The sequence below is a fragment of the Brotaphodocola sp. genome (assembly GCF_983179755.1).
This window is the reverse complement of the sequence record NZ_CFAHBC010000001.1, coordinates 1-13,095: the sequence shown is the minus strand read 5'-3', so window position 1 is coordinate 13,095 and position 13,095 is coordinate 1. Positions and strand designations below refer to the sequence as shown.

10 protein-coding genes are annotated in these 13,095 nt (G+C 46.9%); 2 read left to right on the top strand and 8 right to left on the bottom strand.

Annotation, left to right across the window (positions count from 1 at the left end; genetic code table 11):
- Positions 1-84: 84 nt before the first annotated feature.
- The 6 genes from AC4EVX_RS00050 to AC4EVX_RS00025 all read right to left on the bottom strand — a co-directional run bounded on the left by AC4EVX_RS00050 (position 85) and on the right by AC4EVX_RS00025 (position 6,355).
- The gene (locus AC4EVX_RS00050) at positions 85-1,644 is read right to left on the bottom strand and encodes a Ppx/GppA phosphatase family protein (protein WP_177978492.1); all 1,560 of its coding nucleotides are present in this window, start codon (positions 1,642-1,644) and stop codon (positions 85-87) included.
- Between the two features lie 236 nt (positions 1,645-1,880).
- The gene (locus AC4EVX_RS00045) at positions 1,881-3,008 is read right to left on the bottom strand and encodes a bifunctional chorismate mutase/prephenate dehydratase (RefSeq protein ID WP_177978490.1); all 1,128 of its coding nucleotides are present in this window, start codon (positions 3,006-3,008) and stop codon (positions 1,881-1,883) included.
- Between the two features lie 2 nt (positions 3,009-3,010).
- Entirely contained in the window at positions 3,011-3,757 is a 747-nt protein-coding gene (locus tag AC4EVX_RS00040) for a 1-acylglycerol-3-phosphate O-acyltransferase (protein ID WP_177978488.1), read from the bottom strand.
- Between the two features lie 248 nt (positions 3,758-4,005).
- The gene (locus AC4EVX_RS00035) at positions 4,006-4,461 is read right to left on the bottom strand and encodes a putative ABC transporter permease (RefSeq protein WP_177978486.1); all 456 of its coding nucleotides are present in this window, start codon (positions 4,459-4,461) and stop codon (positions 4,006-4,008) included.
- 79 nt (positions 4,462-4,540) lie between these two features.
- A complete protein-coding gene (locus AC4EVX_RS00030) occupies positions 4,541-4,720 on the bottom strand; it encodes a DUF4250 domain-containing protein (RefSeq protein WP_308450299.1) in 180 nt (59 codons plus the stop codon).
- A gap of 213 nt (positions 4,721-4,933) precedes the next feature.
- The gene (locus tag AC4EVX_RS00025; protein ID WP_177978482.1) at positions 4,934-6,355 is read right to left on the bottom strand and encodes a spore germination protein; all 1,422 of its coding nucleotides are present in this window, start codon (positions 6,353-6,355) and stop codon (positions 4,934-4,936) included.
- Between the two features lie 561 nt (positions 6,356-6,916).
- Between AC4EVX_RS00025 and AC4EVX_RS00020 the strand changes: the two genes are divergently transcribed.
- Positions 6,917-7,810, top strand: a complete 894-nt coding sequence (locus AC4EVX_RS00020; protein WP_490159318.1) for a DNA-3-methyladenine glycosylase family protein — start codon at positions 6,917-6,919, stop codon at positions 7,808-7,810.
- Between the two features lie 70 nt (positions 7,811-7,880).
- Positions 7,881-9,068, top strand: a complete 1,188-nt coding sequence (locus AC4EVX_RS00015; RefSeq protein ID WP_490159317.1) for an NAD(P)-dependent malic enzyme — start codon at positions 7,881-7,883, stop codon at positions 9,066-9,068.
- A 133-nt stretch (positions 9,069-9,201) separates the two neighbouring features.
- Here AC4EVX_RS00015 and clpB read toward each other — a convergent pair whose 3' ends face one another.
- Positions 9,202-11,805: an ATP-dependent chaperone ClpB gene (gene clpB / locus AC4EVX_RS00010; protein WP_177978476.1), complete on the bottom strand. Its 2,604-nt coding sequence runs from the start codon at positions 11,803-11,805 to the stop codon at positions 9,202-9,204.
- Positions 11,806-12,169: 364 nt separating this feature from the next.
- Positions 12,170-12,628, bottom strand: coding sequence for an Hsp20/alpha crystallin family protein (locus AC4EVX_RS00005; RefSeq protein ID WP_177977731.1), 459 nt, complete (start codon positions 12,626-12,628; stop codon positions 12,170-12,172).
- Between the last annotated feature and the right edge of the window lie 467 nt (positions 12,629-13,095).

Below are 13,095 nucleotides of genomic sequence, written 5' to 3'. Positions count from 1 at the left end.
TGCCTTATCTACTTTTGTCATCTTCTCTGTCTTTGTACTCTTTTCCACCATTTTTTCTGCCATTTTCACCGTCACCTTCATTCCCTACACTTTCTTTTTCTGCCGAAGTACCGGACGCACTCCGAAAATTTCCTCGAAGAAATCACCTTTCTCCGCAATGGAAATCGCCTCAAGTGTCACATCTCCACTGTAATCCGTTGAAATCACAAGTTGATTTTCCCGCACATTCAGCTTGCAGTCCGCCAGCTTATTCAAGTGACTGCGGTCCATCGAATTTGCGAGTCGAAGAATTGCGGTCAGCTTTGCGATCATCAATGTCAGATTTTCCGGATTCACCAGACGGCTGTCTCTCGACGGCTTCGCGGAGACTTCCACCTCATTGTAGCGGAATTTCTGATCGTGATACTTGACCACATTGGCAACGATCTCCCTCTCCACATGGGACAGACCGATGATCTCCGTCGACATGATGATGTTATAGGCACAATCTAAGGCATCTCGCATCGTCACAAATTTTCCGCATGCGTGCAGATTCACGGCAATCTGAAGCAGAAGGCGCTCTCTCGATTTCATTCCATGGTAACGCTTGAGCGTGTCAAACAGCTTGAGTGCAGAATCTTCAACTGCCTGAACGTGTGACATCTGACATTTGTATCGTCTTGCGATATTTTTCGATGCCACAATGATGTCGTTCGAGAAATCGTGGTTAAATTTCAACATTTTCTTGTCTTCGGCGTACTCTGCTGCCATGCCATCAACCATGCGGATTCCCGGAACCCAGATCATCTGTGCGCCGGTGATGTCAAGCATCCGCTTGTAAATCGACGCCGTTGGGAAAAGCATCTGTGCATACTCTCCGTTGACATCAAACGCATCCTCAAGCTGATCTTTTGTCATCGACTTGATTCTCGCATAAAAATGGTCAAACTCCTCCGCCGTCAGCTGTTCTTTTCGCTTTCCGGCCTCTGTCTTGTAGTAGAGGGTCAGAATCGGCTCTCCGATTGCAATCACATTCTTAAATTCTCTGTCTTTTAAGTACATCTTGCGAAATGTCATCAGCTCATTGTCCACAAGTTCTTTGACCAGAGAATGCTCCACTTCTGCGCTCGCACGCGCATTTGCAAGAAATTCTTTCAGACGTAAAACACCGAGAGGAAGGCTCTGCGTCATGACAAGTGCATCCTTGTCAAACAGAGATACCTGCATACTTCCGAAACCGACGTCCACGATCGCAGTTCCCTGCTGGATGATTTTCTGAAATTCTGCCTCCTTCGCCGCAATCGCCTTGTAACTGATAAAACGCTGTTCGGAGTTGCTGATGATCTTGACCTCAATGCCTGTCCGCACACGGATCTGCTCAAGCACGATCTGGCTGTTGCGCGCCTCACGCATCGCACTCGTCGCGTAGGCACGGTAGTCCTCGACCTGATATTCCTTCATGATTCGGACAAAATCTTCCAGAACACCACAAGTCTCCTCCACGAGGCGGTAGCTGATCTTTCCGTCCCGGAACGTATCTCTTCCAAGCGCAATCATATGCTTTACATGATCCACAGCTCGAATTCCATTCTTGTCGGAAATCTCAAAAATCCCAAGTTCCAGTTCAAACGATCCCACATCGATCGCAGCAAATGTGCGTACCATACTTTCCCTCCCCGAATCGTTACGTTGTGTCTCCCCTGCGAGAAATTATCATCCCCTGCCTGTCAAAGGGATATTTATGGGGTTATCTGTTCTGAGTTATGTAATTCATAATACATTACTTATCATTATACCTGAAATATTCCGGTGTTTTGTTAAATCTCTGTAAAATTCATGTAGAAAATAGCAAAGAAAATAAAAAAAGAAATGGTGTTTTGGGGAACGGCTCTAACTTTAAATTAGTAATTTCCCAAAATGCGCATGTTTAACGCTTCGGCGGAAATTCCCTTCAGTGCATTGGCAATGGCAGAATCCTCAAGATTTCCCTCAATGTCAACAAAGAAGCGGTATTCCCAGTTGCGTCCCGGAATCGGTCTTGATTCGATCATTACCATGTTGACATGATTGAAGATGAAATTGCCGAGCATGTTGTAAAGTGTTCCGCTCTGGTGCGGAAGCTCAAAGCAAAGGCTGATTCGAGATGCGCCCTCACGATAAATCGGACGGTTTGCGAGAATGACAAAGCGGGTTGTATTTCCCTGATTATTCTGAATCGAAGACTTAAGTACCTTGAGTCCGTACAGTTTTCCAGCAATCTCGCTTGCAACCGCTGCCTGACTCTTGTCCCTGTCCTCAATCACCTTGCACGCAGCAACTGCGGTGTTCAGACAACTCACCTGACGCCAGCCCTCCTGTGCATTCAGGAAACGCGAGGACTGCATCAGCGCCTGCGGATGAGAATAAACCGTGCGAATGTCGGAAAGCTCTGCATCCGGCAGACCAAGCAGGGCATGATTGACCGGAAGAAATGTCTCTGCAACAATGTAATTGTTAAATCCGGTCAGGAGGTCATACATATCCACAACCGCTCCGGCGGAAGAATTCTCAATCGGAAGAACCGCATAGTCGGCGCGTCCCTCGGAGACCTCCTTCATTGCATCCTGAAAACGCTCCACATGGTAGACATTCGCATCTTCCCCGAAAAACTGAAGCGCAGCACCGTGGCTGTAAGCACCCTCCACTCCCTGATAGACGACACGGACATCTTTCATCTTGAGTGTCGGAATCTTCTCAAAGCCGAGATCGACACCCCTTCCGTGCTCTGCAAGCAGGCGATACTGATACCGCCTGCTGATCGTCATAATCTGTGAAAAAAGCTCGCGCACCCCAGTCTGGTTAAACTCCCCATGTGCCATCGCCTCCACAGCATCAAGTTTCTGTTTTTCTCGCTCTCCATCATAGACAGCCTTTCCGGAAGCAATTTTTGTCTGTGCCACCTGACCACAGATTTCCATCCGACGCTCAAATAATTCTGTCAACTGACGGTCAATTCCATCCAGTTCTTTTCTGCATTCCTGTAAATCCACAATTATGCCCTCCGTATCTTCTGTTCCTTTTCCAGCATCTCAAGAATGCGGTTCTGCGCCAGCGCTCCAAGATGTTTCCGATCTGCCAACGGCAGTTCTTTTATGTAAATCGGTTCGCCAAATTCAATCGTTATCTTTGACGGACGGATAAACGGCAGATGATTCTCCCAGATATCTCTCGTTCCGGTAATTGCAACTGGAATCACCGGGCAACCGGACTTCTCTGCAATCTTCATGCTTCCCTCCTTAAACGGAAGCATCTTGAGTGGATCTTTCTCCTGACAACGGGTTCCCTCCGGGAAGATCCAAATCGAAACCCCGGATTTTACTTTCTCAATTCCCTCGAGAATCGTTTTCAATCCCTCTTTGATGTCTTTACGATTCAAAAACAGACAATTTACATTGCGCATCCAGTCCGAAAGGATCGGCCAGGTCTCCATCTCCTTCTTTGCGACAAATCCGGTCAGTCCCGGAACCATCGTATATCCAACGAGAATATCAAAATAACTGCGGTGATTTCCCACATAGAGCACCGCCCCCTCCGGGATTCTCTCCCTTCCCTTGACCGTAATTTTACTGCCGGTCAGACGCAGAAGCATACGAAACATCGCCTGAGCCACTTTCAGACAATATTCCTGCTGTTTTTTCTCATCATTTTTGTAGATCAGGTACTCTCCGATCAGAAGCGGAATCGCACTCAGAATCAAAAATGCGATGAGAAAAAATGCAACCAGAATTAATCTTATCATAATAAATCCTTTCTCTTTGTTTTTCGTTACTGTATCATACAGTATTTTCAGTTCAGAAAATATCTACCCGTGTACAGCAACGTCTTTTCTACTGAATTTCAAATCAATCACATCCCCATCATTGACAGATTCTTTCCTGAAAATCCGTTCTCATCCCTTTAAAAAATCTATTTTGAAAGAACGTTTTCCCTTTGAAATTCAGCACTGTTTTAATCTTCAGTATATAAAAAAAGAAAGGCAAAAACAAGTCATCTGCCTCTCTTTTTTGTGATTTGCTCAAACAAAAGCCCCACACCAAACCAAAGTGGTGCAAAATCCAGACGGATAAGTCCATCCACATTTGCACTCTTCCCGGTGTAATCCCACGGACAAATTCCTCTCGCCCTCAGAAAACTCCCCGAAATGTACTCCGCCGTAAAAATCAGAACCATGTAAATCATCCCATGACGAATCATTCGATCCGTGACCCGAAGCTCACTCTCTCCGATCCACCGATCTGCCAGACTTCCGAGTGGTCCTAAAAGCGCCCCGCATCCATAAATCGGAAACATCAGAAGCGAAGTCCGCCCCATCAGTCTCCAGTCGTGATTCAGAATCGACTCCACAGAAGTAAAAATCACTTCCAGACACCATCCCGTAATCCCGCATTTCAAAAAATCTGTTGGTAATCTCTTTATCCTTTCCATGTCCTTAATATGTGACATGGAGGATTCCTTTATGCATCACTCTTTGATTTTTTATGTTTCCAGCTTTGAAGGAACCTTCACTCTTATACGCTTGTATTTACTTAAATTGATTGCTTCCTTCCTCATAATGGTAATCAATCTGCGCAAGTTTCTTCTCCACCTCAGCCTGATCGAGATCAAGGCTTCTGCACAACTCCTCCAGGGACGCATAATTATCGCGAAGCTGTGTATTTAAATAACTCATCAACATCACCGGATCTTTCGGAATACTGCTCATTTTTTCTCCTCCTCTGCATTTTCCAATCATATTTTAATTCTATTCTTTTGTAACTATCCAGCATTTTCACAAGCTCTAGTTTACAAAACTTTTGTCTCCATGACAATCTTTTTGCACCGGTTTCACTTACAAGCATCTGCCTACCACATGCTTATACCTGCCTACTTTCTCATCATACAGTTCTTCCATTCCGCTGACAAGTACTTTCTTCCGTCACCGCTCCTCGCTCTTCTTCAGCACCGGCAATCTTCCACGGAAGAAACGCTTCTTAAGCTCTCTCCAATGAAACGGAATCAACGGATAAATATAACTCTTTCCCGCAATCGTCCGGTTGAACACGATCGCACACACAGAGATTATGACTCCCATCCAAAATCCCCAGAAATCAAACAGGCTCGTCAGAATCAAAATCAACACTCGCATAAATTTGAGCGCATATCCCAATTCAAAGCTCGCCTGACTGTAATTGGCAATCGTCACAAACGCCATATAAAGCATCGTCTCCGAATTGAACCACCCTGACTTCACCGAGTACTCCCCGAGCACAATACCCGCAATTACACTTAGCGGTGTCGTCAGCATGTTCGGCGTGTTGACAGCCGCCAAACGCAGACCATCAATCGCAAACTCAAGAATTAATAACTGAAAAATCAACGGCACATAAACCTGATCTGATAGTTTCGTAAATTCCAACCATTTTGGAAGACTGTCCGAATGCATCATCAGCAACAACCACGTCGGTGTCAGAAACAGACACAAGAACGCAGTCATCATACGAGACAGACGCAGGTAGGTTCCCGTCACCGGTGGAAAATAGTAGTCATCCGCTTCCTCAATAATGTCAAATACCGAAGACGGAAGCACCATCGCCGCAGGAGAATTGTCCACGAGAATCACGATATTTCCCTCAAGAATACATGCCGCCGCAGTGTCGGGGCGCTCTGAGAACTTGAATTTTGGAAACGGATTGTACCATTTATGCGGGAAAATTCCCTCCGCAAGACTCTCCTGGTTCATCGTCAGTGCATCCACTTTCAAGGACTGAATTTTCTTTCGAATTCGATCAAGAAGATCTTCATCGACTCGTCCCTTCATATAGCATACCGCAATATCGGTATGAGAGCTCTCCCCCGCAGTCAAGATCTCCATCGTGAGTTTCGGATCGCGGATTCGCCTGCGGATCAGAGCTGTATTAAAAATCAACGTCTCGACAAATCCATCTCTCGAACCGCGCATCACCTTATCTTTCTCCGGTTCCCCGACTCCGCGCGCCGGATAAGTCCGACAGTCGATCGACATGCACTCCTCATAGCCGTCTATAAAGAGACAGGTCACTCCGGAGAGAAGCTGAACAATCATCTCGGTGTCCTCCTTGATCAGTCCCGCTTCTCCATAAGGCACATATTTCTCCGAAAATCCCTTTGCATCAGAAGGCATATCCTCCGGTTTTATGCTCCACCATGACTGAAGCATCTTCAAGAGCACCTCATCTTTCGTGAATCCGTCCACAAAAAACAGGCAGGCGCGACGCCCGCCAAACTCTGCCATCCGGTACACAACATCAAAATTTTCATCTGTCTGGAGCACCTGTTTGAGATGATCCAGATTCGCCGTCAGATCCGCCGAAAACTCCATCCAATCGCCCTCTCTCTTCCCAGTTGTTTTTGCGCTTTCTTGTTAATCTTTTTTCAATGTTTTTTTGCGTTTTGTTAAATCATGGCATCGATTCCAGTGTGCCCGTTTTTGATTTTTTTATACATTGCATAATTAAATCCCAGTTTTGTGCTATGCATTTTTTGCAGTTTTTTGTCGATGCGTTTTTCATGTATACAATATATTGCACAAAATAACGTTGACATTTTTGTTTAAAAATGGTATATTATTTCTCGTACGAAGAGAGCGACATTCTGGTTTTCTATTGGGGAATGGTAAGCCAGATAAGAGTTTCCATAATGAAACCCTTTAAGCACCGGATGACCGGCGCTTTTTCTTTCCGTAACTGGTGTGGGGATACCAGAAAAACTATATCATGTAACGGTTTCTGATCGTGAATAGGAGCAACCTTCTGTGGGGGAAGGGAGCTCCTTTTTTGTTACCTGAAAAGCATAAATCTCCCCACTGTGAATCCCATAAACCATAAATGATAATCACAATCCATGATTTATTTTACAAGCAGACAGAAGGGACACTACAACTATGACAACTCACACACACTCTTATAACTCCGGCGAATACATCCGCGTAGACGGAACAAATTTCTCAATCGCTCAGATCAGCGCCTCCGGTCAGTGTTTCCGCATGACAGAACAAGAAGGAGGCTGGTTTCAGGTGATCGCAAACGGACAGCGCCTTCGCTTAAAACAAGAACAGCCCTCAACCTCTAATAAATGCCAAAAAAACAGCGTCATTTTGATGGACTGCTCCGAGGCGGATTTTCAGACAATCTGGAAATCTTATTTCGATCTCAACACCGATTACCGCCGTTTTCTGACCGGCATCGATCCCGCTGACACCTATCTCCAATCTGCGGTTGCCTACGGAAGCGGAATCCGGATTCTGCGACAGGATCTCTGGGAGATGATCATCAGCTTCATCATCTCTCAACAGAACAACATCCGCCGAATCCGCAAGTGCATTGAGACGATCTGCACGCATTACGGCACAAAGATTGATCATATAAATGATGTCAACACATGCTCAGACTCCTTCTATCTCTTTCCGACACCGGAACAGCTTGCAACTGCAACGGAAGACGAACTGCGCGCGCTCGGACTCGGTTACCGAAGCCGGTATCTTGTCGAAACTGCACACTCAATCGCTTCCGGAGAGATCTCTCTTGACGCACTCAAATCGATGGACTATCCTTCGGCGCGCACAGAACTCTTAAAGCTTTGCGGAGTGGGTGCAAAAGTTGCAGACTGCATCTGTCTCTTCGGACTTCATCACCTCGAAGCCTTCCCGATCGACACCCACATCCGCCAGGTGCTGACCTCTCACTATCCGGACGGATTTCCATTTGAATCTTACTCGGGATACGAAGGTGTTCTTCAGCAGTATATCTTTTACTATGATTTAAACAGCAGTCATTGACGCTTTCCCGATTGTGGATTAAAATACTTTTATAAGTCATGAGATACATTAAAGAGGAGGAAGTTTTTTCATGGATAAGAAACAGCTTGCGATTGAGAAACACAGAGAATGGAAAGGAAAAATCGAGGTCGTTTCCAGAGTCGACGTGAAGACTCCGGAGGATCTCTCCATCGCTTACACCCCGGGAGTTGCAGAGCCCTGCCTTCTGATTGCAGAGGATGAGGAGAGAGCTTATGAGTTCACCCGCAAGGGCAACCTCGTTGCCGTTATCACCGACGGAACCGCTGTACTCGGACTTGGCGACATCGGTCCTTCTGCCGGAATGCCAGTTATGGAGGGAAAATGTGCCCTGTTCAAGGCATTTGCAAATGTCGATGCTTTCCCGATCTGCGTAAACTCCAAGGATGTCGACACAATCGTGCAGACGATCGCCCTGATCTCCAAGAGCTTCGGCGGAATCAATCTGGAGGACATCGCCGCACCGCGTTGCTTCGAGATCGAGCGCAAGCTGAAAGAAGTCTGCGATATTCCGATCTTCCACGATGACCAGCACGGAACCGCTATCGTCGTAGGTGCTGCCCTGTTAAACGCTGTAAAGGTAACCGGCAAGAAGATGGGCGAACTGCGCGTTGTCATCAACGGTGCAGGTGCTGCCGGCGTTGCAATCGGCAAACAGCTGATCTCCATGGGCTTTGGCAACATCATCATGTGCGACATCAACGGTATCATCTGCGAGGGCGATGAGAACTTAAACTCCGGTCAGGAAGAGATCTCCCACATCAGCAACAAGAACAAGGAGCACGGCAAGCTGGCTGATGCTCTCAAGGGTGCAGACATCTTCGTTGGCGTTTCCAAGCCGAAGCTCGTGACTAAGGAGATGGTTGCAACGATGAACAACGGTATCGTCTTTGCAATGGCAAATCCGGTTCCGGAGATTATGCCGGATGAGGCAAAAGAAGGCGGAGCTGTCGTTGTCGGCACCGGTCGTTCCGATTTCCCGAACCAGATCAACAACGTTCTCGTCTTCCCAGGTCTGTTCAAGGGCGTTCTCGCTGTCCGCGCAAAGGACATCACCGAGGGCATGAAGGTTGCCGCCTCCCATGCAATCGCAGCTGTAATCCCGGAGGAGGAGCTGACAACCGAGTACGTCATCCCGTCCTCCTTTGACAAGCGTGTGGCACTCGCTGTCGCAAACGCAGTTGCAAAGGAAGCTGAGAAAGAGGGCATCAGCCGAATTCCGTACACGGAGATCAAATAAGAATCTAAATCTGCTTTGATCGGGCGCAATTTCCGTATAAAACAAAAAAATTCCCTGCACACCATCGCGATGTACAGGGAATTTTTTTATCCAAATTTCTTTGTCTTAGATAAATCTCAAACTATCTCAAATCTTACTTTGCTTCCTGCTCAATTTTCGCAGTCAGAGCACTTCCATCCTCGGTTGTGTCAATCAGAATCGTCTGACCCTCACTGATCTCACCCTCGAGAATGATTCTTGCTGCCAGAGTCTCCACATTCTTCTGTAAATATCTGCGCAGAGGACGTGCACCATAAGCCGGGTCATAGCCATTGTTCGTGACATAAACCTTTGCACGGTCAGTCAGCTTGATCGTCAGCTCACGATCAGCCAGACGCTTGTTGACATCGGCAAGCATCAGATCCACAATGTGACCGATGTTATCCTTCGTCAACGGCTTGAACATGATCGTCTCATCGAGACGGTTCAGGAATTCCGGACGGAAGTGTGCATGAAGGTCATTCATGACAAGATTTCTTGCATCCTGACGAATCTCACCGTTCTCATCGATTCCGTCGAGAAGGTACTGAGATCCAATGTTGGAGGTCATGATCAGAATCGTGTTCTTGAAGTCCACGGTCTTTCCGGTCGAATCGGTGATTCGTCCGTCATCGAGAACCTGAAGCAGAACATTGAATACATCCGGATGAGCTTTCTCCACCTCATCAAAAAGAACAACCGAATACGGTTTCCGGCGTACTGCCTCTGTAAGCTGACCGCCCTCCTCGTATCCAACGTATCCCGGAGGTGCTCCGATCAGTCGTGCCACAGAGTGCTTCTCCATGTATTCACTCATATCAATACGAACCATATTGTTCTCATCGTCAAACAGCGACTCCGCAAGAGCCTTTGCAAGCTCGGTCTTGCCGACACCTGTCGGTCCAAGGAACAGGAAGGAGCCTATCGGCTTCGTCGGGTCCTTGATTCCTGCCTTTGAGCGCAGGATTGCCTCGGTCACTTTCTCGACTGCTTCATCCTGTCCAACCACTCTCTTGTGCAGAACTTCGTCCAGATGAAGCACCTTGTTGCGCTCGCTCTCATTCAGCTTGCTGACCGGAATTCCCGTCCAGCGAGAGATGATTCTCGCGATCTCATCGTCCGTCACACTCTCATGGACAAGACTCAGATCCTGGTTCTTCACCTTCTCTTCCTCTGCCTCCAACTCTTTCTGAAGCTGAGGAAGCTTGCCATATTGAAGCTCTGCGGCTTTGTTTAAGTCGTACTGTTGCTGTGCCTGAGCGATGTCGCGATTGACCTGCTCAATCTCCTCACGCAGGGAAGACAACTTATCAACCGAAGACTTCTCGTTCTCCCACTGTGCCTTCTTTGCGCTAAACTCGTCATGAAGCTCTGCCAGATTCTTCTGAAGATCCTCCAGACGCTCCTGACTCAGACGATCCGTCTCCTTCTTGAGTGCGGTCTCCTCGATCTCCATCTGCATGATCTTTCTCGAAAGCTCATCAAGCTCGGTCGGCATCGAATCCATCTCAGTCTTGATCAGTGCACATGCCTCATCGACAAGGTCGATCGCCTTATCCGGCAGGAAGCGGTCAGTGATATAACGATCTGACAGGACTGCCGCTGCGACGAGAGCCGAGTCCGTGATCTTTACACCGTGGTAAACCTCATACCGATCCTTGATTCCTCGAAGAATCGAGATTGTATCCTCCACAGTCGGCTGGTCCACGAGAACCGGCTGGAAACGACGCTCAAGCGCTGCATCCTTCTCGATGTACTTGCGGTACTCATCAAGAGTCGTTGCGCCGATACAATGCAGTTCGCCTCTCGCAAGCATCGGCTTTAAGAGGTTGCCCGCATCCATCGACCCTTCGGTCTTACCCGCGCCGACGATCGTGTGAAGCTCATCGATAAAGAGGATGATCTTGCCCTCACTCTTTTTGACTTCCTCAAGAACAGCTTTCAGACGCTCCTCAAATTCACCACGGTACTTTGCACCTGCAATCAGTGCACCCATATCAAGCGCAAACAGCTTGCGGTCTTTCAGTCCCTGCGGAACATCCCCGCGAACGATACGCTGTGCAAGACCCTCGACAACTGCGGTCTTACCAACACCAGGTTCACCGATCAGAACCGGGTTGTTCTTCGTCTTACGGGAAAGAATCTGGATCACATTTCGGATCTCACTGTCTCTGCCGATGACCGGGTCGAGCTTCTGATCTCTCGCACGCTCCACCAGATCGTATCCATATTTCTCAAGCGTGTCATAGGTTGCCTCCGGGTTGTCGCTGACAACTCTCTGATTTCCTCGAACCGTGGACAATGCCTGCAAAAAGGCATCCTTCGTGATTCCGTGCTGACGGAAGAGCTCCTTCATCGTTCTGTCTGCGTACTTCATCAGTGCGAGGAAAATGTGCTCAACCGATACATACTCATCGCCCATTCCCTTCGACTCATCTTCCGCATGAATCAACACTTTATTCAAATCGTTGCTGATGTAGACCTGACCACCACCGCTTACCTTCGGCAGACCGGCTACCTTCTGTTCAGCCTCATTCATAATCAGCTCTTTGCTGATTCCCATCTTTGTCAACAGCTTCAAAATCAGGCTGTCATCCAGCTTGAGGAGACTGTAAAACAAATGCTCCTGTTCAATCTGCTGGTTGCCATACTCATATGCCAGCTTCTCACAATTTTGCACTGCTTCCATGGATTTCTGGGTAAATTTATTGATATTCATACACTCGCCTCCATTCCTCGGTGCTTCTGTTATTGTTTACACATTCCATAATCAGAAATATGTCTGTTGTCTGTTTACTCTTTTGTTGCTTTCTCTTTATCTATCTTTTTTCTTTGTCTCTTTGTTCTGTCAGTACTATAACACATGTTATTAGCACTGTCAATAGGTGAGTGCTAATTTTTTGTAAAAAGAATGTGCCTTGGCGCATTCTGGCAGAGCTTTTTTTATATGATAAGACGCAATTTCCTATCATATAAAAAGACAGCCGACCCGGATTTCCCGGAACCGACTGTCCTTCTCACACTCTTATCTTGATTTCCTGTTCCCATTCATGCATTGCACCAACAGGAACGGATTGGATCGATTATTCAATCGAAATGTACTTCTTCTGCTCTACTGCCGGCTTTGCTTCCTTCTTCGGAACGAACAGCTTCAGAATTCCGTGCTGGAACTGAGCCTTAATATCTTCCTCGGTTACATCTTCGCCGACATAGAAGCTGCGCTCGCAAGCACCTGCATAACGCTCCTTGCGGATGTACTTGCCAGTATCCTTCTCCTGCTCATCCTTGTCGACACCCTTTGAAGCGGTGATCGTCAGATAACCATCCTTGAGCTCTGCGGTTACTTCATCTTTCGTGAATCCCGGCAGATCAATCTCAAACTCATAACCATTCTCTACTTCCTTAATATCGGTTTTCATCACGTTCTTTGCATGATGACCGTAGAGCTTACGCTCCATCTTTTCCATATCTCTGTTGTCAAACGGGAAATCACTCATAAAATCATCAAATAAACTCTGACCAAAAATACTCGGCATTAACATAAGTCATCTCTCCTTTATCTATCTAAAATCTTAATCAGCAAGTTTGTCTCGGATGCCTTTCGACATCCTCCGAACTCTGGATACTTCGGAAACCTTTCAGAAAACCTCTCGCTCCGATCTTCTCGGGCTTCCTGATCTTCCTCTCTGTTTCCCTCTCCTTTGTTCTATCTATAATATAGCACGCATTATTAGCAATGTCAAGAGGTGAGTGCTAATTATTTGTGAAGATTTTGTGAAGCCTTGATTCTATGGGCTTCACAGAGGTTTTTCACTTGCTTTCGCACTCGATTTTCTTGATTTGACCACATTTTTACGACAACAACTTATGATTTATACCACAACAGGTACGGTTTCCGGCAGGTTCATTTTAGACATCCCATTCTCCACATGAGACTTTTCTGCAATATGATTATAGACATTCATTGTGATCTGTGCATCTGAATGGCCCATCACATACTGCATAACTT